The 23,438-nt window shown below is 66.2% G+C and carries 23 protein-coding genes and 1 pseudogene; 7 read left to right on the top strand and 17 right to left on the bottom strand.

The annotated features are described in order from the left end of the window. Position 1: 1 nt before the first annotated feature. A complete protein-coding gene (locus A5692_RS17025) occupies positions 2-736 on the top strand; it encodes a DUF4396 domain-containing protein (protein ID WP_068057916.1) in 735 nt (244 codons plus the stop codon). 79 nt (positions 737-815) lie between these two features. On the opposite strand, the gene A5692_RS17020 is transcribed toward A5692_RS17025, so the two are convergent. Next, entirely contained in the window at positions 816-1,673 is an 858-nt protein-coding gene (locus A5692_RS17020; protein WP_068057914.1) for an SDR family oxidoreductase, read from the bottom strand. A gap of 72 nt (positions 1,674-1,745) precedes the next feature. Here A5692_RS17020 and A5692_RS17015 point away from each other — a divergent pair, with 72 nt between their 5' ends. Both A5692_RS17015 and A5692_RS17010 read left to right on the top strand, forming a co-directional pair. Next, the gene (locus A5692_RS17015) at positions 1,746-2,777 is read left to right on the top strand and encodes a hotdog fold thioesterase (RefSeq protein ID WP_068057912.1); all 1,032 of its coding nucleotides are present in this window, start codon (positions 1,746-1,748) and stop codon (positions 2,775-2,777) included. Positions 2,778-2,850: 73 nt separating this feature from the next. Further along, positions 2,851-4,056, top strand: coding sequence for an amidohydrolase family protein (locus tag A5692_RS17010; protein WP_068057910.1), 1,206 nt, complete (start codon positions 2,851-2,853; stop codon positions 4,054-4,056). Here the strand turns inward: A5692_RS17010 and A5692_RS17005 are convergent. Then, positions 4,048-4,560 carry a DUF421 domain-containing protein gene (locus tag A5692_RS17005; protein WP_068057908.1) on the bottom strand — a complete coding sequence of 171 codons (513 nt, stop codon included), beginning with the start codon at positions 4,558-4,560 and terminating at the stop codon, positions 4,048-4,050. The genes A5692_RS17010 and A5692_RS17005 overlap by 9 nt on opposite strands. 214 nt (positions 4,561-4,774) lie before the next feature. Between A5692_RS17005 and A5692_RS17000 the strand changes: the two genes are divergently transcribed. Then, the gene (locus A5692_RS17000) at positions 4,775-5,158 is read left to right on the top strand and encodes a hypothetical protein (RefSeq protein ID WP_082962810.1); all 384 of its coding nucleotides are present in this window, start codon (positions 4,775-4,777) and stop codon (positions 5,156-5,158) included. Here the strand turns inward: A5692_RS17000 and A5692_RS16995 are convergent. The 3 genes from A5692_RS16995 to A5692_RS16985 are packed head-to-tail and all read right to left on the bottom strand — an operon-like array spanning position 5,115 to position 7,423. After that, positions 5,115-5,414, bottom strand: coding sequence for a hypothetical protein (locus A5692_RS16995; RefSeq protein WP_068057906.1), 300 nt, complete (start codon positions 5,412-5,414; stop codon positions 5,115-5,117). The genes A5692_RS17000 and A5692_RS16995 overlap by 44 nt on opposite strands. A 1-nt stretch (position 5,415) precedes the next feature. Further along, complete coding sequence (locus A5692_RS16990; protein WP_068057905.1) at positions 5,416-6,909, bottom strand: molybdopterin-dependent oxidoreductase; 1,494 nt, start codon at positions 6,907-6,909, stop codon at positions 5,416-5,418. A gap of 13 nt (positions 6,910-6,922) precedes the next feature. Beyond that, a complete protein-coding gene (locus tag A5692_RS16985; RefSeq protein ID WP_068057903.1) occupies positions 6,923-7,423 on the bottom strand; it encodes an oxidoreductase in 501 nt (166 codons plus the stop codon). Positions 7,424-7,642: 219 nt separating this feature from the next. Between A5692_RS16985 and A5692_RS16980 the strand changes: the two genes are divergently transcribed. Beyond that, positions 7,643-9,610 carry a SpoIIE family protein phosphatase gene (locus A5692_RS16980; protein WP_068057901.1) on the top strand — a complete coding sequence of 656 codons (1,968 nt, stop codon included), beginning with the start codon at positions 7,643-7,645 and terminating at the stop codon, positions 9,608-9,610. Here A5692_RS16980 and A5692_RS16975 read toward each other — a convergent pair. From A5692_RS16975 to A5692_RS16950, 6 genes are all read right to left on the bottom strand, one after another. Further along, positions 9,607-10,851, bottom strand: a complete 1,245-nt coding sequence (locus tag A5692_RS16975) for an acyl-CoA dehydrogenase family protein (RefSeq protein ID WP_068057900.1) — start codon at positions 10,849-10,851, stop codon at positions 9,607-9,609. The two genes, A5692_RS16980 and A5692_RS16975, sit on opposite strands and share 4 nt — an antisense overlap. Further along, positions 10,848-11,990: an acyl-CoA dehydrogenase family protein gene (locus A5692_RS16970; RefSeq protein ID WP_068057898.1), complete on the bottom strand. Its 1,143-nt coding sequence runs from the start codon at positions 11,988-11,990 to the stop codon at positions 10,848-10,850. Before A5692_RS16970 ends, A5692_RS16975 begins: the two co-directional genes overlap by 4 nt. A 92-nt stretch (positions 11,991-12,082) precedes the next feature. Next, a complete protein-coding gene (locus A5692_RS16965; protein ID WP_068057896.1) occupies positions 12,083-13,054 on the bottom strand; it encodes an alpha/beta hydrolase in 972 nt (323 codons plus the stop codon). A 134-nt stretch (positions 13,055-13,188) separates the two neighbouring features. Beyond that, positions 13,189-14,337: an amidohydrolase family protein gene (locus A5692_RS16960; protein WP_068057894.1), complete on the bottom strand. Its 1,149-nt coding sequence runs from the start codon at positions 14,335-14,337 to the stop codon at positions 13,189-13,191. Further along, positions 14,337-15,371 carry an amidohydrolase family protein gene (locus A5692_RS16955; protein WP_068057892.1) on the bottom strand — a complete coding sequence of 345 codons (1,035 nt, stop codon included), beginning with the start codon at positions 15,369-15,371 and terminating at the stop codon, positions 14,337-14,339. Before A5692_RS16955 ends, A5692_RS16960 begins: the two co-directional genes overlap by 1 nt. After that, entirely contained in the window at positions 15,368-15,727 is a 360-nt protein-coding gene (locus A5692_RS16950; protein ID WP_068057890.1) for a Rieske (2Fe-2S) protein, read from the bottom strand. Before A5692_RS16950 ends, A5692_RS16955 begins: the two co-directional genes overlap by 4 nt. Positions 15,728-15,878: 151 nt before the next feature. Here A5692_RS16950 and A5692_RS16945 point away from each other — a divergent pair, with 151 nt between their 5' ends. Beyond that, positions 15,879-17,105 carry a cytochrome P450 gene (locus tag A5692_RS16945; protein ID WP_068057888.1) on the top strand — a complete coding sequence of 409 codons (1,227 nt, stop codon included), beginning with the start codon at positions 15,879-15,881 and terminating at the stop codon, positions 17,103-17,105. 9 nt (positions 17,106-17,114) lie between these two features. Beyond that, positions 17,115-18,272: a Zn-dependent alcohol dehydrogenase gene (locus A5692_RS16940; protein ID WP_068057886.1), complete on the top strand. Its 1,158-nt coding sequence runs from the start codon at positions 17,115-17,117 to the stop codon at positions 18,270-18,272. On the opposite strand, the gene A5692_RS16935 is transcribed toward A5692_RS16940, so the two are convergent. The 6 genes and pseudogenes from A5692_RS16935 to A5692_RS16915 form a co-directional block, all read right to left on the bottom strand. Then, positions 18,265-19,002 carry an SDR family NAD(P)-dependent oxidoreductase gene (locus A5692_RS16935; RefSeq protein WP_068057884.1) on the bottom strand — a complete coding sequence of 246 codons (738 nt, stop codon included), beginning with the start codon at positions 19,000-19,002 and terminating at the stop codon, positions 18,265-18,267. The genes A5692_RS16940 and A5692_RS16935 overlap by 8 nt on opposite strands. Beyond that, positions 18,999-19,199, bottom strand: a complete 201-nt coding sequence (locus A5692_RS29140; RefSeq protein WP_156766123.1) for a hypothetical protein — start codon at positions 19,197-19,199, stop codon at positions 18,999-19,001. The genes A5692_RS16935 and A5692_RS29140 overlap by 4 nt, the downstream gene beginning before the upstream one ends. Before the next feature lie 31 nt (positions 19,200-19,230). Then, entirely contained in the window at positions 19,231-21,135 is a 1,905-nt protein-coding gene (locus A5692_RS16930; RefSeq protein WP_068057882.1) for a YhgE/Pip domain-containing protein, read from the bottom strand. 2 nt (positions 21,136-21,137) lie between these two features. Next, positions 21,138-21,815, bottom strand: a complete 678-nt coding sequence (locus A5692_RS16925) for a hypothetical protein (RefSeq protein WP_068057881.1) — start codon at positions 21,813-21,815, stop codon at positions 21,138-21,140. Positions 21,816-21,830: 15 nt separating this feature from the next. Next, the gene (locus A5692_RS16920) at positions 21,831-22,460 is read right to left on the bottom strand and encodes a TetR/AcrR family transcriptional regulator (protein WP_068057879.1); all 630 of its coding nucleotides are present in this window, start codon (positions 22,458-22,460) and stop codon (positions 21,831-21,833) included. Positions 22,461-22,539: 79 nt separating this feature from the next. Continuing rightward, positions 22,540-23,360: pseudogene (locus A5692_RS16915) on the bottom strand (SDR family NAD(P)-dependent oxidoreductase). Between the last annotated feature and the right edge of the window lie 78 nt (positions 23,361-23,438).

The raw sequence follows: 23,438 nt of genomic DNA, 5'->3' as shown, positions 1-23,438 counted from the left end.
CATGATGTCCATGCCCGCACCCGAGTGGGTGACGCTCTTAGCCTGGATGGTGACCGGCCTTGGCGTGGTTTTGGCCGGTTCCATGCTCGCGGATATCTACGTGGGTGGTTATCGGCAGCCACTGCGCGCGATGGAGGCAGTCTGGCCGATCACCGCGATCTATGCCGGTCCGCTGGCGTGGTGGGCCTACTACCGCTGGGGCCGGCCGGCGACCCCACGCTGGCAGCGCCAACACGGGCGCGCACCCGGGCTGGGCCTGGCTGCGACGGCGGCCGTTCAGACGATTCCCGGCGGCGCCGTCTCGTTCGTCGGCCACATGATCGCGATGCCGTTGGTGATGTGGACGGGGATGACGATCGCCGGTCAGGGCGTGTGGCCGATGATGTTGTTGATTGCGGCTTTTGCGCTGCCGCTGCTGATCACCTTCGAGTATCACTCGCTGTCGCTGACCGGTCGGACCCAGTCCGCGCGTGAGCGGCTGTGGGCGGCGGCGCGGATCTCGGTTCTCGCGATTGTCGCGTTCGACGTGGGCATGGGAGCCTCCATGTTGATCGCCGCGTTCGCGCTGGGCTACTCCCCTGCTTCCATGGCCTTCTGGCTCGTCATGTGGGGCGGCATGTGGCTCGGGTTCGCCACCGCCTATCCGATGGTGTGGTGGCTGCTTTCCAAGGAGGCGACCGAGGCGGAGGGCACGTCTGTGATCACCCGCACCTCACAGGTGGAGACGACACACTAACCACTCGCAACCGCGAAAGACGTTGTCGCCGTAGTCATCTACACAACCCGAGGACAGGCACCGGCGCCCAGGCCGATCGTCAACCCGCCGACGGCGCCGAGGCCTGCTCCATTCCCCGAGCGTGCCTGAGCATTCCTTTGGCCGCTCGCATCGACAACGCCGGCGAGAGCCGCTCGAGGTACCAAAATGCCTTCCACCACGCGGGCACCACGATGATCGCGTCCCCACGCAACACGGCACGAAGCGCGCGCTCGGCAAACTTATCGGGCGCCATCGGGTGCAGCCGCTCCCACATCTTGAGGATCTGCTCGTCGCTGATGCCTGCCAGCCCGGTCCGTCCGTACTTGCCGCCGGTGAGGATCGGGGTCCGGATCACGCCGGGGCAGAGCACCGAGACCTGCACCCCGTGGCGCTCTGCCTCCAGGCGCAACGTTTTCGAGAGCGCGACGACGGCGTGTTTGGCGGCGGTATAGCTTGCCTGGCCCGCAGTTGTCATGAGGCCGGCCATGGAGGCGGTGTTCACGATATGCCCGGAGTGCTGCCCGATCATGATCGGATACACCGCTTGGATACCGTGCACGACACCGCGCAGGTTCACATCGAAGACGTCGTTCCAGTCGTCGAGTGTGTATTTGTCGACCTCACCGGCGACTCCGATGCCCGCATTGTTGAACAGGTAGTCGATCCGCCCCGAGTGCTGCACCGCCTCGGCGACGGCGCGCTCGAACGCCGGATAGTCGCGCACGTCCAGCTCGATCGCGTGCGCCTTACCGCCGCGGCTGTTGAGGCCTTGCGCGAACTCCTGCGCGGGGCCGATCTGCCGATCGGCGATCCAAAGCTCGGCTCCGTTGTGGATCAGCTCGGTGGTCAACGCCGCCCCGATGCCGGACGCGCCGCCGGTGACGAATGCGACTTTCCCGAACACGCTCGCCGCCATTACAGCAGCCTAAGCGCGGTAACCTCATTCTCATAGCGCGCGCCGCGCGCCGAGGAAGGGGACGAAGCGCTCATGACCGACCTTGGCGACGACGTCGAAGTGACGCGCGGCGACCGCTTCATCAAGACGGCCGTGGCGATCTTGGGCGAAACCGGGCGCACCGACTTCACCGTGCAGGAGGTGGTCGCCCGCTCCAAGACGTCGCTGCGTGCCTTCTACCAGCACTTCAGCGGCAAGGACGAATTGTTGCTGGCGCTGTTCGACCGGACCATCGCGCAATCGGTGCAGACCTGGCGCGCCGAAACCCAGGGGTTGGACAGCACCGCGGCGTTGAAACTCGTGATCGACCGCATCAGCCAGCAGCCGGAATCGAGCACCCAGGACAGCCTCAATCGCGCATTGACCCTCTACAACCAGCACCTGGCCGAGACCCGCCCCCGCGACTACGCCCGCGTACTCTCCCCCCTGCATCAGCTCCTACGCGACATCGTCGGGCAGGGCATCACCGAGGGGGTCTTCAACCCGGGACTCGACGTCGGCGCGGCGGCCGCCATCGTCATGCAGACGGTGATGGGCGCACAGCGATTGCATTGGCTGGGAATGGAATTGAACGGAGCACCCGTCGACGCGGGGCAACTGTATGACTTCTGCAGCCGAGCCCTCGGCATCCGCGAGACCGACGAGGAATCGCCCGCGCCGTCGCTGACCGAGCTGTTCGGCCAGATCGGCATGCGGCCGGGCACCCGCGCAGGCGAGTTCGCGATGATGATGCCCGTCAGCCCGGCCGTCGTCAACACGTCCGGCGCGCTGCAGGGCGGCTTGATCGCGACGCTCGTCGATGTGGCGGGAGGACAGTTCGGGCTCGAACATCTCCGGCCGGGCACCACGATGACGACCGCCGACCTTTTCATCCGTTACCTGCGCCCCATCCGCCAGGGCTCCGCGTATGCGGTGCCCCGGATGCTGCGGTCCGGGCGGCGAGCGATGGTGATGCAGGTGGATATCTACGGCGACGGCGACGACGAACTGCTCGCCACGGCGACGGTGAACTTCGCGATCATCACCGGACCGACGCCGACATCCGGCCTCAGCGCGGACGGCTAACACCCTATTGCGCACAAGTGGTAACGTCATTACCGCCTACAGAGAATTCAAGACTTCTCCCGAGGAGATCGCCATGCCGTCTCGCGAACTTTCCTTCCCCGTGTTCGACGCCGACAACCACATGTACGAACCGCAGGAGGCGCTGACCAAGTTCCTGCCGGACAACCGCAAGCGCGTCATCGACTACGTGCAGGTCCGCGGTCGCACCAAGATCGTCGTGCGGGGCCACATCAGCGAGTACATCCCCAACCCGACGTTCGAGGTGGTGGCACGCCCCGGCGCCCAGGAGGACTACTTCCGGCACGGTGCGCAGGGCAAGTCCTATCGCGAGATTCTGGGCGAGCCGATGAAGGCCATCCCCGCCTTCCGGGAACCGGGCGCGCGACTCGAGGTGATGGACGAGCTCGGCATCGACTACGCCCTGATGTTCCCGACCCTGGCCAGCCTGGTCGAGGAGCGCATGAAGGACGACCCGGAGATGACCCACGACGTCATCCACGCGCTCAACCAATGGATGCACGAGCAGTGGTCGTTCAACTACAAGGACCGCATCTTCGCCACTCCGGTCATCACCCTTCCCATCGTCGAGCGCGCGCTCGAGGAACTCGAATGGTGCCTGGAGCGCGGTGCCCGCACCGTGCTGGTCCGCCCGGCGCCGGTGCCGGGCTACAAGGGCAGCCGCTCGTTCGGCCTCGAGGAGTTCGACCCGTTCTGGCAGGCCTGCATCAAGGCGGAGATCCCGGTCTCGATGCACGCCTCCGACAGCGGCTACTCCGAATTCGCGAACGTGTGGGAACCCGGCGACGAGTTCCTGCCGTTCAAGCCGACCGCCTTCCGCAGCTTCGCGATGGGTCACCGGCCGATCCTGGACGCGATGGGTGCGCTGGTGTGCCATGGTGCGTTGTCGCGCAACCCCGAGCTACGCATCCTGTCGATCGAGAACGGCGCCGACTGGGTGCCCGACCTGTTCAAGGGCCTCAAGGGCGTCTACAAGAAGATGCCGCAGTCGTTCAGCGAGGACCCCATCGAGGCGTTCAAGCGCTGCGTCTACATCACCCCGTTCTGGGAGGACCGGTTCACCGAGATCGTCAAGATGGTCGGCACCGACCGGGTGCTCTTCGGCTCCGACTGGCCGCACCCCGAAGGCCTCAAGGACCCCATCTCCTTCGTGGACGAGCTCACCGACTTCGACGAGGCGGACATCGCGAAGATCATGGGCGGCAACCTGATGAAGCTGATGAAGGTTTCGGCGCCGGCCAAGAAGCCCGTCTCAGCCTGACCGGTCGTCGGCGTCGGGCGGTTGCGCACCGGTGAAGACGGAGACCACACCTTTGGTCTCGAATATCGCCAGGCGAACATCGGCGGGTGTCCGGTGACCGTGTTGGCGCAGGATCGCATCCAGGTCCCCTCGGGTTAGCCTGCAGCGCTTCAGGTTCGCGTCATCGACTTCGCCGTCGCTGATGAGCACCCGCACCGGCGGGTCGACGAGGCGGTGCACCCAGGGGATGAAGCGCAGCCGCGCGACCAGGTCGTGGACGGCGATGAGGGTCAGCAGGGCGGCGGTCCCGGTGAACCACGAGGTGTCCGCGGCCGTCGCGGTGCGTCCGACGATGGCGCCGACCGCGACAGCGGTGACCCAGTCGAACGGCGTGAACTCGGCAATGGTTCGGCGCTGCGTCAGCCGGAAAGCCCCCACCGCAGTGAGGAACAACGCGAGCGCCTTGACGGCGGCATAGCCCGCCGGCCGCCAGCCGTTGAAGAGTTGCAATAGAAAGTCATGCATTTCAATAAGATTCGGCGATTACGCGCGGCCCCCTCAGCGCGCTATGGGTGTGCCGACAACACGGTATTCCTCGCGGGTATCGATCTGCGGGTCGACCTGTTCTGAAAGCGTCCGGGTCTCCCATGACCGGCAGGTACCCGCCGGGGCCGCGTGTAAACGGTCGCGCCCGGGTATACGGCACTGTGGGGTCGCGGCCGGAGCGACGGGAGCACACATGAGCGTGGCATCGGACGGGCGGGCGCCGGTAGCGATTACCGCCGACGTCGAGATGTTGACCGAGCAAGTCGAGGCCCTCCAAGCGTTGGGGCGCAAGGAGTCGGTCGAGGACGGCGAGGTATACGACGTCAGCGTTCGTTGGGGCGCGGCGCTGGCCGGACGGCTGCCGAGGCTGGTGCACTACAGTTCGCTCGGTCTGCTCGATGAAGGGGACCGACGGCGGTTCGAGTCCTTGTGCGAGCAACTCCGCGGCGTTTCCGGTCTCGCCGAAAAGTTGGGGTTGCCGCGCCCGGCGCTTCCCGGCGAGGAGACCGCACCGGCGAAAAGACGCCACCGCCTCAGGATGCGGTCGCGTTCTGCGGAGCGGAGGTCCCCAGGCTGAGAAAGTCCCTCTCCGGCAACACGATCCCGGTGCGCGGCTTCGGACATTCCGGATTACGACACGTCAGCGCCACCATGTAGGCGTCATCCTCCTCGTTGAGGAAGAGGAATCCGAGATGCAGGGCGTGTCCCACCTCGAAGTCGGCTCGGCCACACGCTTCGCAGTGGCCGCCCTTGGCGGAGACGTTCTCCATAACACGGTGCCGCGCAGCGGAATTCAGGTCGATGAGCTCCGGTCGCACCATCGGGTCGGTCATGTCAAATCTCCACGTCTTTGTCGTAGTGGACATGGTCCTCACGCCAGCCACCCAGCCCTTTACCGATGCCGGAGTAGTCGTCGACGAACTCGATTCCGTTGATCCACTTGACCATCTTGAAGCCAACCTGCGTCTCCACCCGCAGCCGCAGCGGGGCGCCATGCTTGATGGGCAACGGGCGGCCGTTCATCTCGTACGCCAGCAACGTCTGCGGTTTGTAGGCCAGCTCGAGGTCCATCACCTCGTAAAACTGGCCCCCCGGACTCTCTGCCGCGGGTTCGTCGCGTCCGGTGTCCTGCATGCTCAGGAAGCAGATGTACTTGGCTTGCGGCAATGGCCGCACCACATCCGCCAGTTGGGCCAGCGGAATCCCGCTCCACTCGCCGATGCTGGTCCAGCCCTGCACGCAGTTGTGCAGCGTCCGCTGCGTCCGCCGCTCGGCGAGCGCCCGCAGCGCAGCGAGATCCAACGTCACCGGGTTTTCGACGAGGCCGCCGACCGGCAGCCGCCAGTCGACGAAGTTGTGGACCGCCATGACCTTGTATTCGGTGCTGGCGGGCGGCTTTCCGTTTACCCGGTGATCTCTGGTCAGCTTGCGGACGGGGTAATCCTGCCGCGAGTTCAGCGGGCGCAGCAGGAGCAGCCGGGCGCCGGTGACCACGGCGCCTAGTATGCGGTGCACCTGGACGGGATGGCGCAAGCTCCATTTGGTGGCCGCGACGTGGACGGCGACGATCGCCCCGATGATGATCAGCGACAGAGCCGTCGCCCAATTGATGTTTCGGACGGAGCCGAAGATCATCGACGCCGTCAGCTGGCCCCAGCCCCAGAAGAAGATCATCGACAGGTGAATCAGGATGAAGACGACAAAGGCCAGCAACCCCAGGAAATGCAGGCTCCGCGCCCATTGCCGGCCACCCCACATCCGCACGTACCACGGGAAGCGGGCTTCGATCGCCGGGGACTGCGCGGCTCCCGTCAGGATCTGGAATGGCGCGAGGATGAAAACCACGCCGGCATAGGTCAGCTTCTGGATTGCGTCCAAGGGCTCACCGGGCAACAGCGGCGGCAGGTTGAACGACATGTACGTGACGATGTCATTGGCGGCCTCGGGAAAGATCGACCACGAATACGGCCAATAGCGGTGCCATTGACCGGTCGCGAAAAGCAGGACGTAGTACGACAGGCCGAGCAGAATCCAGCAGATCACCGAGAAGAAGTGCCAATGGCGCCCCATGCCCAATTTCCTGTGACCGGGCAACGCCACCAACGAGCTATAGGACTCTTCTTCATCGAGCGTGTCGTAGAGGCGATTCCGCGGCATGACCTTGCGCGTGAAACGCGCCCATTCGCTGCCCGGTTTGCTGTCGTCGTGCCAGTACAACTTGGGGTGGGTGCCCAGGATTTCGATGCCGCTGCGGATGATCAGGGTTACGAACAGGACGTTGAGCCAGTGGTCCACCCGCAGCCACACCGGGTAGTCAAGCGTCGTCATGGCGGGGCTCCAGTCAGTCGTACCACTGCTGCCGTTGCGGATAGGCCACGTTGATGCCCGACAGCACGGTCGTGTGCACCGCGATGAAGGCCGGGGCGAACGCGACAGCGAACGTGCCTGGCACCACGTCCCAACGGCCGGTCAACGCTTCCAGCCCGGGCAGGGTGACCCACCGGCTGGCCAGGTAGACCGCGAGGAAGGCCAGGCAGACCACACTACCGAAGTACCAGCCCGCCTGGGGCACGTGCGGTTTGGGGGCGAACGTCATCGCCGCCCCGGCCACCAGGCAACAGATCATCAGCAAAGCTGCGTAGACCACGAAGTACCCGGGCATCGCCGGTTCGGTCATGACGACATAGGCGTGGACGGCCGCCAGGCCCGCAAGCAGCGATCCGCCCAGGGCGGTCACCGTTCGCGGCAGGTTGAAGGCGACCCAGCCGTTCAGGGTGAAGACCGGTGCGGACATGACGCTTCGCCATGTCGAGATCAACCACCGCGGCACGACATCGACCATGAGCGCGTGATACCCGCACCGAGTAATTACAAACCGTACTGGCTTAATTGCCGGGCGGAATCTGGGCGCTGCTCCGCCGCGCGCCACGCGAGGAAACTGCTGCGTCGAGCATCCGGACGCCATTGATACTCTTAATGCCTGCGCCTGGCGCGTGCACAGCGCTTTATGACCAGCTTGCGAGACTCGGTCCGAAAAAGGGTCCGTAGGAGGGACAGCCAAATGGCGGCCGAGAGGAACTGGAATACGACCGTCGGTGCGGCCGATGACGTCCGCCGCGTTTTCGATCACGTTCCCGCCCTGTTGGTTGGCCTCGAAGGGCCCGACCACCGCTTCATCGCGGTCAACGCCGCGTACCGCACCCTCAGTCCGCCGATCGACACCATCGGCCTGCTCGTGCGCGAGGTGTATCCGGAGCTGGAGAGCCAGCAGATCCTGCCGATGTTCGACCGGGTGTACGAGACGGGCGAGCCACAGTCGGGGACCGAGTGGCGGGTGCAGGCCGACTTCGAGGGCTCGGGGACGGCGCAAGAACACTTCTTCGATTTCATCGTCACGGCGCGACGCGGCGACGACGGCTCGATCGAGGGTGTGCAGCTCGCCTTCATCGATGTGACCGACCGGGTGCGCGCACGGCTGGCCGCCGAGTCGCGGATGCAGGAGTTATCCGAGCGGTATCGCAACGTCCGCGACTCGGCCACCGTCATGCAGCAGGCATTGCTGGCGCCCTCGGTACCCGTCGTTCCCGGCGCCGATGTCGCGGCCGAGTACCTCGTCGCCGCGGAGGACACGGCCGCCGGTGGCGACTGGTTCGATGCGATCCCACTAGGAGACCGACTGGTTCTCATCGTCGGCGACGTCGTGGGCCATGGCGTCGAGGCGGCCGCGGTGATGTCGCAACTGCGCACCGCGTTGCGGATGCAGATTCTGGCGGGTTACCCGGTCGCCGAGGCGCTCGCGGCCCTCGACCGCTTCCACCAACATGTGCCGGGGTCGAAGTCGGCCACCGTGTGCGTGGGCTCGCTCGACTTCGTCACGGGCGAATTCCAGTACTGCACAGCAGGGCACCCACCGCCGCTGCTCGTCGGAGCGGACGCCGACGCGCGCTACCTCGTGCCGTCCGGAGCCGGCCCGTTGGGCAGCGGCACGGGTTTTCCGATGCGCACCGAATTCCTCGACGTGGGCGACGCGGTCATGCTCTACACAGACGGCCTGATCGAACGCCCCGGTCGGCCGCCGGCGGCCAGCACCGCCGAATTCGCCGACCTGGCCGCGAACATCGCCGGCGGCCAGGGCGGGTTCGTCATCGGGTCCTCGACGCGTCCCATCGACCGTATCTGCTCGGAGACTTTGGAACTACTGCTGCGGCCGACCGGTTACAACGACGACATCACACTGCTGGCAGCGCAGCGGCGCACCCCTCCACCACCGCTTCAAATCACAGTGGATGCCACCATTCAGGCCGCACGCGCGGTGCGCGGCCGCCTGCGTCAATGGCTCTCCGACGTCGGCGCCGCCTCCGACGACATTTCCGACATCGTGCACGCGATCTCGGAATTCGTCGAGAATGCGGTCGAACACGGCTACGCCACAGAGGTTTTCGACGGCATCGTCGTCGAGGCGTCACTGGCCGGTGACGGCAAACTGTACGCGTCGGTCATCGACCATGGGCAGTGGAAGGATCACCGCGAAGGCGAGCAGGGTCGCGGCCGCGGCCTTGCCATGGCCGAGGCCCTGGTGTCCAGCGCACACGTCACCCATGGGCCCGATGGGACGACCGCCAGGTTGACGCACTGCCTGTCGCGGCCGGCCAATTTCGTCACCGACACGCTCGTCAACCGGTCGGATCAGCACCGCTCGATCGACTCCGAATTCGTGTCGGTGGTCGCCGAACCCGGCCGCATCGTCGTCAGCGGCGACGTCGACTCCAACAGCGCATCCACGCTGGATCGGCAGATCGCCGTCGAAAGCCGTTCCGGGGTTGCGCCGCTGACGATCGACCTCAGCGCCGTCACCCAGCTCGGCTCGGCGGGCGTCAGCGCGCTGGCCGCCGGCCGCGACCGCGCACAACGACAGGGCAGTGAGTACGTGCTGATCGCCCCGCCCGGGAGTCCGGCGCACCATGTTCTGTCGCTGGTCCAGCTCCCGGTTGTCGGAGGTCTCACCGAGAATCTGGTCGCGGAGGGCTAGGGGCGGTCGGACCGCTGGCCGTGCCGCACCTGCTTGAACGGCACGCCCCGGTCGGCCGCGTATTCCCGCGGAAAGCCCAGCACCCGCTCACCGATGACGTTGCGCGCCATCTCCGTTGTGCCGCCGCCCATCGCGACGGTCTGGCGGGACAGGTAGCGCAGCCCGGTTTCCAGGCCGTCGCCGGGTTCCCCGACGACACCCGCACTTCCCGCGATCGCCATGGCGGTGTCGATGTCGAGGGTCACGGTCTCGGCGTGAAACAACCGGATCAGCGTCCCGGCGGCCGGCGGCAGCGCGCCGTCTCGGACGCTGCGGTACACGTGACCGATCAATTGTTCGGCCACCGCGCGCTGGACCAGGACGCGGCCCGCCATCTCCTGCAGGCGTTCATTACCGGCCTGGCCCGTCTTCTCGATAAGGCTCACATAGTCAACGGGATTCGCGTTGCCGCCCTCGCTACCGCTCCCACTGGCGAACTCGGACCCCTGCCCCACCGCCCGCCGCTCGTGGTACAGCTGGCGCGACGCGACCGCCCAGCCGTCGTTCACCTCGCCCACGACGGCGTCGTCGCCGACGTCCACCCCGTCCAGAAACTCCTCGCAGAACTCGGTGGAACCGCTCAGCATGGTGATGCGTCGCAAGATGATTCCCGGATGAGCGATGGGCACCAGGAACATGGTCAAGCCCTCGTGCTTGGGCACATCCCAGTCGGTGCGCGCCAGACACAATCCGTAGTCGGCGGCGAACGCGCTGGTGCTCCACGTCTTGGCCCCGTTGAGCACCCAGCGATCGCCACGCCGCTCGGCCCGGGTGATGACACCGGCCAGGTCGGATCCGCCGCTGGGCTCGGACAGCAACTGCACCAGCACCTCGTCGCCGCGCAGGGCCGCACCGATGTGTTGCCTTTTCTGCTCCTCGCTGCCGGTATCGAGCAGGGTGGCGCAGCAGATGGTGAAGGTCGGGGTGTTGAGGATCAGCGGCATTTCGTAAGCCAGGGACTCGGCGTCGAAAGCCTTCTGGTACTCGTAGTCCAGGCCGAGGCCGCCGTACTCGCGTGGGAAACAGATCCCGGCGAATCCGCCTTCGTAGAGCCGCTTTTGCAGTTCTCGGGCCCGCCGCCAGGATCGTTCGTCGTCGCGCGGGGCGGGCGGCGGCGACTCCGGGTCGATGGGGGGCATGTTGTCCGCGAGCCATGCCCTGGCCCGGGCCGCGAACTCGGCGACGGATTCGGTCGAGATCATCTGTTCGAACGTCCGGCCTTCTCGCATTCGTAGACGCGCAGATTGTGTTCCTCGGGCGTCCCGAACATCGAGCGGTACAACGTGATTCGGCGCAGGTACAGGTGCAGGTCGTGCTCCCAGGTGACGCCGATGCCCCCGTGCATCTGCACGCAGTCCTGCACGATCCGGCCGGCCGTCTCACCCACGTAGGACTTGGCGACGCTGGCCGACAGGCCCGCCCCCGGCGAGTTCGCGGCAACGTCGGCGACCGCGGCGGCCGTGGTCGCGCGGCAGGCCTCCAGCCACAGCTTCATGTCGGCGAACCTGTGCTTGAGGGCCTGGTAGGAGGCGAGCGGCCGCCCGAAGGTGTGCCGGTCCAGGGCCCACCGGACGGTCAGGTCGAACACCGTCTGCAGGATGCCGACCACCTCGGCGCATTGCAGGATCTGGGCGATGTGGCCCAGACGGTCGACCAGCGCGGCCGTCTCGGCGGGCGCGCCGACGGCCGCCGACGACTCCACCACGACACCGTCGAAACGCACCCGGGCATAGCGCTTGACCAGGTCGACCGACTGCTGGGGTTCGATGGTGACTCCCGGCGCATCCGCGGGGACCAGAAACTGGCCGAGACCGTCACCGCAGCGCGCCACCACCAGCAGCAGCGCGCTCTGCGCGCCGGCCTCGACCCGGTCCTTGGTGCCGTCGATGCGGAAGCCCGATTCGGTCGGAGTGGCCGTGACCGTCGGGCTCAGCGGTGCCCAGCCCCCGCCCGGTTCCGAAACCGCCCACGACGCCACGGTTTCACCGGACATCAGCGCCTCGATGGTGCCGGCGTGCGGTTGCCAGTCCCCGCACTCGACGAGTGCGGCCAGCACGACGCTGACTGGATACAAGGGTCCGGGCGCCACCGTCTTTCCCAGTTGTTCGGCGACCATGGCCAGATCCGCCAGGCCGCTGTCCGAGACGCTGCCGCCGCCCAATTCCTCCGGCACCAACAGTGCGGTCCAGCCGAGCTCCGCGGCGCGCCGCCACCAGGCCGGATCGAACGACACTCCTGCGGCGTGCATCTCCCGCACGCGGCTCAGCGGCGCTTCCTTTTCCAGGAACGCTTGGGTCGTCGAGGCGAACAGCGTCTTCTCGGGAGACTCGAGTGTCGTCATGCTGCCTCTCGTGGAGAATTCGCCGGCGTCTCCGATCGTAGCAACGAACGCTACGGTAAGAGATACCGGAGTTCCCTCGATAGCGCCGTTCGCTACATCGCGAACACGCGGCGCAGCGAACGCGCGTGTAGTGCCCGGTTCTCCTGAGAAACAACCCAATCGGGAACCAGCGAGTCGAATCCGTTGAATGCGGCTGCGATCACGTGCAATTCGGTGTGCACGTAGGCGTGCAACAGCCTGTTCGCGTAGTCGATGGCTTCGTCGCGGCACGGATCGATCTCCGCGCAGCTGATGAACGTGGGCGGCAGGCCCTCGAGGTTCGCCCGGTGCGCGGGGACGTGTTGACCGCTGGCGCTCGCGTGCCCGAGGTAATGACCCCACGCCCGGCTCACGGCCGGCCCGTTGAGGCCCGGCGTGCGCTGGAACTCGCGCCGTGACTGGGTGGCGTCGGAGTCGAGCATCGGCTGGTGCAGGATCTGCACCAGGATGTGCGGGCCTTCGTCGTCGAACATGCGCTGGCTGAGTCCGGCGACCAGCGCCGCACCCGCGTCCCGGCCCATCACCGCGATGCGGTTGAGGTCCACGTTCAGCTCGGCGCAGTTGCGGATGGCGTAGTAGAAGCCGGCCTCGACGTCGTCCAACGCCGCCGGGCAGGGATGTTCGGGCGCGAGCCGGTAGTCAACCGATATCAGCAGGCAGCCGGCTTCCCTGGCGAGCTCTGCGCATTGCGCGTGATCGGTGTCCAGGTTGCCGGTCACGAAGCCACCGCCGTGGGCGTACAGGACAAGGGGGGAACCCAGCCCCGCCCGATCGAGGTCGGGACCGCGGTAGGTGCGGAGGTTCAGCTGGTGGCCGCCGGGCCCGGCGATGCTGCGCGTTTCGATGGCCACGCCGTCGGTGTTGGCCGCCGCGGCGCGCTCGGCGGCGAGCCGGTTGGCGTGTTCACGTTCGGCGGGCAGTGTTTCGGCGCGGAATTCGACGACGCCGAGCGCGGTGGCAGCCTCCCGGAGCACCGGGTCGATGCGAGTAAGGCCCTGCGGCCGCGTCAGATTCGTCTGTGTCATACCTTCTGGTCTTCCGGGCTCGTGATTGGGGATCCTCGGTCCCGGCGCGGGCGGCGCCGAAGACCCTCTTCAAGGTAGACCCGCGATTCCGTGCGGTGAGAGACGAGGTGCTTGCGCACGAGCGCGGGCCGAATTCACCGTTCCCCGGGCAGCGCCTTGACGGTCGCAGGCAGGCCGTAGAGCGCGGTCGCGTTGCCCCGCATGATCCGCTCCCGTTGGTCGGCCGGGAATCGGTTGATCGCATAGTTCGGCGAGTCGTAGCTCCAGTGCGGGTAGTCCGTCGAGAACATCAGGTTGTCGCCCAGGTCCATCATCTCCAGGTACTCGCGGAAGTGCACTGTGTCGGCGTCTTCCAGCGGCTGGGTGGTGAACCTAACGTGTTCGCGCACATACTCCGAGGGGCGGCGCCGCACGTGGGGCAGGTCGCCGCGGCGGGCTTCCCAGATGCGGTCCATTCGCGACATCACCGGCATCGCCCACGTGAAGCCACCTTCGACGAAGACCACCCGCAGGTCGGGGTGGCGGTCGAACGCGCCGTCGAACACCAGGCTCATCAGGTGCGAGACGTACAGCAGTGGCCAGGAGGCGAAGAAGTCGTGCCAGTGCGCGGGGTTGCCAACGGGATACAGCGGGATCAGCTCGAACGGCGTCTGCCCCATCAGGTGGGTGGCCACCGGGAATCCGTTGCGCGCCGCGGCTTCGTAGAGCGGGTCGAAATGCGGGTTGCCGAAGGGGATCCCACGGGTCTGCGGTGTCATCAGCACCTGGGCCATATGGGGGTGGCCCGCCCACCGTTCGACCTCGCGCGCCGCCTGCTCGGGGGTCTGCGCGCTGACGCTGATCGAGCCGCGCCAGCGGCCGTGCCCATTGTTCTTGTCGAGCCAGACGTCGGCGAGCCAGTCGTTATAGGCGGACTTCAGAACGTGTTCCGCCTGCGGTAGTTGGGCGTCGCACATCGGCTCCAGCGTCGCGATGCTGACGCCGGCGTCGAGCAGCAACTGCTTGGCGGCGAACTCGGGGTCGCTGCCTGCGAACCCGCCACCCGGCGGGGCGGCGTCCATCCGCAGCGACATGGTCTTGTACGAATCCGGCGTGTCGTAGAAGTGCGGCACCGGGCTGACGGCGTTGCCTGTCGGCCAGATCTTGTCCACCCATTCGGCCGGCGCGTACGACTTGAGCACGTCGGTCGAGACGGGCAACGGGTGCACGTCGGTGTCGACGATGGTGACCGCTATCTCGTCCTCTTGACCGGTGGGTGAATCAACCCGCTCGATCGTCGTCATCACACACGCTCCTTCAGCCCGTAGAGTTCACTGGCGTTGCGCCACAACACCTTTTCGCGCTGGGCGGCATCGAGACCCTCCGCGAGGCTCTCTGGCGCCGAGGTCGACCAATGCGGATACGCCGAGCCGTACATCAGCAGGTCGGACTTGCCGGTGAAGTCCATCCAGCGCTGCACGTCGCCGGTGTCGGTCGGTCCGTCGAAGGCCGACGAGCAGAACCTGACGTGACCGGGCAGGTATTCGCTCGGGTAGCGGTCGACCCACGGCGTCTGATCGCGCATCGACACCCAGAAGGTGTCCAGTCGCCAGATCAACGGGGTGAGGATGTCGTAGCCGCCGTCGGCGAAAACGAACTTCAGGCCGGGGTGCCTGCCGAACACGCCCTCGATGATGAGGGTGGCCAGGTGCACGAAGTAGTTCAGCGGCATGAACGCCGCATATCCGGGATAGGTGTGGGCATGCCCGGCGAAGGTGGGCGGGTAGTCGACGCCGTTGCCACCGTTGATGTGCACCGCCACCGGTAGCCCGTGGGCGGCGGCGGCTTCCCAGATCGGCTCGAACATCGGCTTGCCGTAGGGCTCGCGGGACTGCATCGGGACGCCGACCTGCACCAGCTTCGGGTGACCGGCCAGCCGCTCGATCTCCGCGACGGCTCCCTTGGGGTCTTCCGGGTTGACGCGGATGGTCCCCCGCAACCGGTCGGCGGAGTCGGGTTCGAGCCAGCGGTCGAGCAACCAGTCGTTGACCGCCGCGCAGATGCGGCTGTTGAGCAGGTAGTCGGCGATGTTGCCACGGGTCAGCGGGTTGAGGATGGCGTAGTCGACACCGCGTGCGAACAGGTGCCGGCTTACCGTCTCCGGATCCGAGCCCGGGTAGTGCTCCCCGTAGAGGTCCTGCCGGTAGTCGCCGCCGGGCGCTTGGTACCACTGCTGTTCGACGTCGGGAATCGACCGCAACTGGTGCGCGGCCGGGAGATAGCGCCGGATCTCGGCGTTGTAGCGGAAGTGCGGTTGCACGTTGGCATCGACGATCATGCGGTCAGGTACACCTCCCCGTCGGTGACGTCGACCGGGTAGGTGCGGATGCGCCGGGTCGGATCTGCGACGTTCTGCCCGGTGGTAATGTCGAATTCCCAGTTGTGCCAGGGGCATCGGACGATCTGGCCGTCGCGTACCCGGCGCAGCCCGCCGGGTTCGTCGGGGGCGAACTCGTTGGTGCCACCGAGCAGACCGAGACACAGTGGGGCGCCCTCGTGCGAGCAGTAATTCACGATCGCATACAACTCGCCGCGCACGTTGTACACGCCCACGCCGAACTTCCCGACGTCGACCAGCTTCATCCCGCCGGGCGGCAGATCGTCCAGCGAACACACAAATCGCCGCTCGGGCATTCACCTCACCGCCTCACGACGCCACGCAGCATCAATACTGTGCCCGTTACGGTAACCGCGACAAGCCGTTGGGCTTAGTTGCTATTTATACTATGATAGCGATATTCCCGCCGTATCCAATCCACTTACCGGCTGCTCAGGAGGAGCGCGGATGACGCTCAGCACCGACCCCGCCAACCAGCCCGTCACGCTCGACCTCACCGGCGAAACCAGCCCTTACCCGTTCTTCGAATACATGAGGCGCACGGACCCGGTGTGGCACGGCGCACTGGCGGACCACTCGCAGATGCCGGAAGAGCTGCGGCCGAACGACGAGTGGGTGCTGTTCGGTTACGACCCCCTGTTCCAGGCGTTCCGCGACGACCGCATCTTCAGCTCCCACAAGTACGACGAGACCATCGGTTTGGTGATGGGCCACACCATTTTGGCGATGGGCGGCAAGGAGCACCACGATCACCGCAACCTAGTGGCCAAGGCCTTCCGGGCCACCGCCCTGGAACGCTGGGAGCCGTCGGTGATCGGACCGGTGTGCGATCAACTGGTCGACGAAATCAAGAACGACGGCCAGGCGGACTTGGTCAAGGCGGTGACGTTCGAATTCCCCACCCGGATCATCTCGACGCTGCTCGGTCTGCCCCCTGAGGACCTCGACTTCTTCCGCCGGTTGTCCCTGGACCTCATCTCCATCCCGACCGACATCATGGCCGGGCTCAATGCGGCCGCAGAGTTGCACGGCTACTTCCTCCAGCAGGTCGAACAGCGGCGGCGCAAACACACCGACGACATCATCGGCGACCTGGTGGCCGCCGAGATCGACGGCGAGAAGCTCACGGACGAGGCCATCATCGCGTTCCTGCGCCTGCTGCTGCCCGCCGGACTGGAAACCACCTACCGCTCGTCGGGCAACCTGCTATACCTGCTGCTAACCCACCCCGAGCAGCTGGAGCTCGTCTACCGGGACCGGTCGCTGATACCGATGGCAATCGAAGAGGGCCTGCGTTTTGAAACCCCACTGACCATGGTCATGCGGACCACCACCCAAGAGGTCGAAATCGGCGGCAAGACAATCCCATCCGACGCGCAGATCGACATGTGCATGGGCTCGGCCAACCGCGACGAGACCCGCTGGACCGACCCCAACACCTTCGACATCCGCCGGCCGCGCCAGGCGCACATCGCGTTCGCCGGCGGTATCCACATGTGCCTCGGCATGCATCTGGCCCGGCTCGAGACCCGGGTCATGCTGAACAGCCTGTTCGACCGCGTCAAAGATCTGGCCTTTGTGGCCGACGACGGAACCGGCCAGGAATCGAAGATCGTCGGGCTGACGTTCCGCTCCCCCAACAAGCTTCCGGTCACGTTCGCCCCGGCCACATAGGGAAGCCGCTTGAAAACTAGAGGAGCGCTCCTACACGACGTCGGCGGACCCTGGTCCGTCGAGGAAATCGAACTCGACCCGCCACGCGCTGGCGAAGTCCTGGTCGAGATGGCGGCGGCCGGGCTGTGCCACTCCGACGACCACATCCTCAAGGGTGACATGTCGGCGCCCAACGAGGTGATGCGATCCCTCGGCCTGCCGACCATGTTCCCGACGATCGGCGGACACGAGGGATCGGGCATCGTGCGGCAAGTCGGCGACGGTGTAACGGACTTCGCCCCCGGAGACCACGTGGTGATGTCATTCGTCGCGGTGTGCGGCCAGTGCCGGTGGTGCGCGACGGGCATGGAATACATCTGCGATGTCGGCGCCTTCACCCTGACGCCGGGCATGCCCACCGACGGCACCTTCCGTCATCACACCGCCGACGGGCGGCCGCTCGGACACCTGGCGAAGGTCGGGGCGTTCGCCGAACACACTGTGGTGTCGACGAATTCACTGGTGAAGATCGAGCCTCAGCTGCCGCTGGCTCCGAGCGCGTTGCTGTCGTGCGCCATTCCGACCGGCTACGGTTCGGCCGCCAATCGCGCCGGCGTGCGGGGCGGTGACACCGTCGTCGTCATCGGAGCGGGCGGGATCGGCACCGGCGCGATCCAGGGTGCGCGGATCAGCGGCGCCGCGCAGATCGTTGCGGTGGACCCGGTGGAATTCAAGCAGAAATCGGCATTGCAGTTCGGCGCGACCCACAGCACCGCCACGGCCGCCGAGGCGCATGCCCTGGTGCGGGACTTGACCTATGGCGTCATGGCCGACGCCGTGGTGGTCTCACCGTCGCTGATCACCGCCGAGGATGTGCGCGATGCGCTGCAGCTCACCCGCAAAGGCGGGACGTGTGTGCTCACCGGCATGACGTCGCAGCTCACCCGGTCGGTGAAGATCGATCTGCAGGACTTCATCCTGATGAATAAGACGCTGGCGGGGACCATATTCGGCTCGTGCAACCCGAGGGCGGACATCTCACGGCTGGCCAGGCTGTATCAAACGGGGCAACTTCAGCTCGACGAGATGATCACCCGCCGGTATCGCCTCGAGGAGATCAACGACGCCTACGACGACCTTCGCAACGGCAAGATCGTCCGCGGCATCATCGATTTCGGGATCAGCTGAGGCCTTTTCGGCCCATCACCCGCTGCAGTTGCCCGTAGGCGTCGATGGGGCTGTGCAGCGCAAGCCCGCCGTCGGCGTGCACGACTTGGCCGGTCACCCACGGCAACTCGAGCACGCCCATGATCGCGCCGGCCACGTCGGCGGCGTCCCCCAGACCGCCCAATGCGGTCCGTTCGGACAGGGCCTCCACCCAGCCGGGCAGCTGTTCGGGTTTGGCCAGCATCGGCGTCCGCGTGACACCCGGGCCGACGGCGTTCACCCGGATGCCGTGCCCGCCCCACTCCGCCGCGGCGACCTTCACCAACATGTCCACCCCGGCCTTGGACACGCAGTAGGCGCCCATATCGCGGTCGGCGAGAGTTCCGCTGATGCTGGAGACGGCAACGACCGAGCCGCCCACCCGGGCGTCGATCATCGCCTGCGCCGCGGCGCGGATCGTCAGCCAGGTGCCGGTGAGGTTGACGGCCAACACCCGGTTCCATTCTGCGGGCGACTGTTCGAGCAGTAGGCCCGAGGCGCCGATGCCGGCGCAGTTCACGACCCGGGTGGGCGCGCCGTGGTCGCGCACGGTTTGCGCCATGGCGGCCGACACCGCGTCGGGATCGCTGACGTCGCAGGCGATGTCGGCGCCGGCGAGGTCCCACACCACGACGCCGTGTCCCGCTTCGCGCAGTCGTGCGGCGACTTCACGGCCGATCCCGGACGCGCCTCCGGTGACCAGCGCCGTCATTGCGCCGGTCCGATCAGCTCGACCAGTACGCTGTCGGGCGAGGTGATGACGGCCATCGGCACTGTCTTTCCGCCGGCAGCCGGCACGGTGATTCGATGAACACCGTCGGCGAATCCCATGGCGAGCGTGGCGAGCGTTTCGTTGACATCGTGACGCAACATGGGCTTCCTCTCGATTGCAGACCTGTCCACCATCATGCAACGTCGATTGTTCACGCGGAACGCTTGTCTACATCTTGATCGCGGGTATCAGCCTGCTCAGATTCCAGACCCGGTCTCTTCGCGCGCACAGGCAGGAGATCGCCAGTGCGACAGCCGTTATCCCAGCCAGCACGATGATCGCCTGCCATAGTCTGGCGTCGATGCCGCCGAGTATGAGCTGCCGGAGTCCGTTGACGCCATAGGTCATCGGGTCGAAGCGGTGCAAGATCTGGAAAGGCCGTGACGTGGTTTCCACGGGATACATGCCGCCCGCGCTGACGAGCTGCAACATGAGCAGGGCCATGATCAGCACCCGGCCCACCGCAGGACCGACGAGTGCGTTGATTGCCTGCGTCGCGGCCACGAATGCGCCGGAAATCAGCATCATGAAGCCCAGCATCGCCGCTGGGTGCACGGCGTGCACACCGAGGGCGAACCGGACCACACAGTAAAGAATGATGGCTTGGAATACCGCGATCGCGGCGGCCGGTAGGTAGCTGGCGAGCACCACGCGGATCGCGAGCACCTCGGCGGCGATCGCGCGACTCTGCAAGGGCCGCAGCACCATCCAGAGCACCAAGGCACCGAAGAACAAGGCGAGGGTGAGGAAGAACGGAGCCATCCCAGTGCCGAAGTTGGGCGCGGCGTTCTCATGTGAAGCTTTGAGTTGTACCGGACCACCGATGGTGTCGGCGACCGCATCCTTTTGCTGGGTTGTCCAGCTGGGGACCTGCTTGGCCCCGTCGGCGAGTTTGGTCGCCAGCTCGGCCGATCCCGTCTTGAGTTGTCGTGCGCCGTCGTCGAGTTTGGCGATGCCGCCGGCCAATTCGGCATTGCCGGTGGCAACCTGCTGGGCTCCGTCGCGCAGCTGGGTCAGCTTGTTCGTCAGCTCCTGTCCCTTGCTGCCGACCTGGTCGAGCGCCGACCCGAGCGGACTGCCCGGGTTACGCAAACCCGATGTCAAGGCGATCGCCGCGTTCTGCGCATCGGTGAGCTGCTGGCGAATCTGGGGTGTGAACTGGTGACCCCGCAGCTGGTCTTGAATGGCGCGCAGGTTGTTCGCCAGCGGATCCTGTCGTGCGGAGAGCTGATCGATCACCGACGAAAGCGAGTTTGCGGCGGCATCCTGCGCCGTGGCGATGGCACCAATTTGGTCGTTGGCCTGCTGAAGCGCGGTTGCGCCCTGTTGCAGTTGCTGCGTGCTGCCGCCGATTTGCGACACCGCCTTGGTTACCGCGAGCAGCGGGTCGGTGGCCTGGTTGATTCCGTCCGACAGTTGCTTGGCTCCGGTGGCAAGCGTTGCCGAGCCGGACCGGGCGGTGTCCAGACCGGCCACCAACTGACCGGCGCCGTCATCGAGTTGAGCGGCCCCGTCGGCGGCCTGCTTGATACCCGATCCCGACGAAACCACCACCGACAGCATCTGATTGACGGCTTGCCCCGAGATCCGGCTGGACACGGCGTTGAGTACCTGGCTGATGGCGGTGCGACCGATACTCGTCGAGATGTAGTTGTTGGCGTCGTTGTAGACGGCGATCAGGTTGGCCTTCTTGGGTTGCCCGGTCACCGGTGATGCGATCGCCGCGCTGAAGTCCGGCGGCAACTCGACCATGAAGTAGTACTTGCCATGGTCGACGCCGTTGCGTGCCTCCGGCAAGTCCACGACGTGCCAGTCCAAACCGCCGTCCGCGGTCAGACTCTTGGCGATCTCCGCGCCGGCGTTGAATGGCTGCCCGGACACGACGGCGCCACGGTCGGAGTTGACCAGCGCCACCGGCATTTTGTTGGTGCGGCCGAAGGGATCCCAGAACGCCCAGAGGTACAGCGCCCCATAGACCAGCGGCAGCAGCATCAGCACGATGATCGCCACGCGCGTCAGTCGGCTGCGGCCGAAACGTTTGATCTCCGAGCCGAAGGCGAGTCCAGCCAGCATCTTCAGTCCTCTCCGGTCAGGATGCGGTGATCGTGTAGTTCGTGGTTGGGTGCGTCCGTGCCGAGCGGGTTGGTCACCCCGACGACAACGGTGCGTTGCTTGGCGATCACGCCGAGCCTGTCGGCCGCGATCGCTCGCCGGGAATTGTCACGAACCTGTTCGAGGTCGCCGACCACCAGGATCGGACGGTTCGACAGCAACGCCAGCGTGATTCGGAGCAAAAACAGCTCCAGGTCTGACAATTCAACGATGTAGGTGTCGTGGGACGGTGGGGGTATGTCGCCGAAGACCTCGGTCAGCTCGGCCGGACCCGATTGCAGCGGCACCGATGAATACCACGGTGCCAGCCAACGGCGTTGCTCGGCGAGCACGGTCCCCACGGTCACCGATTCCTCCAGATCGTCAATGTCTTCGAAGGCCGCGATCGAGCAGTGCCGGCGGATCGCGCGCGCGGTCGTTTCGCCGAGTACCGTCAGCGTGCCGCGGCTCGGCCTGAAACGTCCCGCGAGCGTCAGCAGCAGCGTGGTCTGGCCGGGTCCGCCGGGCATCTGAATCGCGTGAAACCCCGGTGTGAGCGAGAGATCGATATCCGAGAAGAGGGGGCCGTGCTCGCCGTCGACGCCTAAGCCGCAGGCGGTGATCACCGGCGCCGCAGCGTTCGGCACGTCATTTGCATCCATGGTCAGGCTCTTTCCCTAGTCTGCGGAAACCGGGACCGATTCCAGCGCTGCGGTGATCAGCCGCGCGAGCAGGTCGGGGTCTATGGCCCCTGGGCGCAGGATCTCTTCCATCGCGATGCCGAGGTTGATCGTGACGACGAGCTGGGCGACGTCGGCCAGCTCCCGATCGGACGCCAAGGAGGGGTTTGATCCGACAATGTGCAGCGCTTGGTCGGCGGCGGCGGCGCGACGGCGTTCGATGAGGCGCTCGCGCAGCTTGGGGTCACGCTGGGCGCGCAGCCAGTATTCGACGAACAACACGTAATAGTCGGAATGGTCGCGAACTGTGTCAAGCACCGATCTACTCAATTCGCGTGCGGCTGCGCCGATGTCGCCGCCGCTGCCGTCCAGCGCTGTCGCAATCTGCTCGCCACGAAGCTCAAACTGGCGGTCAAGGAGAGCCAGGAACAGTTCGTCCTTGGAGCCAAAGTTCGAGTAGACCGCGCCCTTGGTGAAACCCGCGGCCTGCCCGATCGCGTCGATGGTGGCACCGGCGAACCCTTCGGCGGCGAAGACCTTCGACGCGGCGTCCACGATCCGGTCGCGAACCTCGTCGCGAGTGGGACGAGTTCGGCGCGGCTTGACAGACGACATGGCCAACAGCATACTCGTCAGTATCGAATGGATACCAATTGGTATCGAGGGAATGCGGGGCGGCCGCGTGTGGGCTCGGTCCGGCGATCGCCTAAGCGAGCTTGGCCAAGGTGCGATCCCACAGCTGGCGCGCGAGCACGGGATCGTCGGCCGCGCGGTTGGCCCGCGCGACCCTGCCCTTCGAGTAGTACTCGCCGGAAGACCAGTCGACGCCGGCGTGCTCGAGGCCAGCCACACCAGCTGGTCGGCACCTCGATCCGGGGTCTTGATGAGGCGGCTCACCGGGGTGCATTGCATGGTCGTCAGGAACCGGGATCCCGATGAATGACCGATGTTGGTGTTGACAAACCCCGGATGCACCACGGCGGCCGAGAGCCCATCGGCGTGGTAGCGGCGATGTAATTCCCTGGTGAACATGATGTTTGCGAGTTTCGCAAGCGCGTAGGCGGTGCTCGGCCGGCGCCGGCCCGTCGCGTCGAAATCGGTGAGGGTGACGTTGCGGAGCAACCGCTGCGACGAGCTCGACGTGTTGATGATGGTGGCACGCGAGACCACCAACACGTCGAGCAACAGCGTGGTGAGCAGAAACGGGGCCAGGTAGTTGACCTGAAGGGTGATCTCGTGGCCGTCGGCCGTCTCGTGCAGCCTGCTGAACACCCCGCCGGCATTGTTGCCCAGCACGTCGATGCGCGGGTGCTCCGAGCGGATCTTGTCCGCCAGTGCCCGCACCTGGCTCAGGTCGGCGAAGTCGGCCACGAAATAGTCGGCTTTGAGTTCGGCGGCCAGGGCGGCGGCCTTGCGTTCCGACCGTCCGACCAGTACGACGTTCGCGCCGCTGCGGTGCAGCCGGCGGGCCGCAGCGGCGCCGATGCCGTCGCTGGCGCCGGTGAGCACAATCGTCTTACGCGTCATTGCCCAGTCCTCCCGGGGAACGTGCCGACCGGGATCGTCGGACACGCTGACTAAGCGGGTTGCTCAGCCCGGCCGCCG

The organism is Mycobacterium sp. E342, assembly GCF_001667665.1.
GTDB lineage: Bacteria > Actinomycetota > Actinomycetes > Mycobacteriales > Mycobacteriaceae > Mycobacterium.
This window is presented reverse-complemented; position numbering and strand designations above follow the sequence as displayed.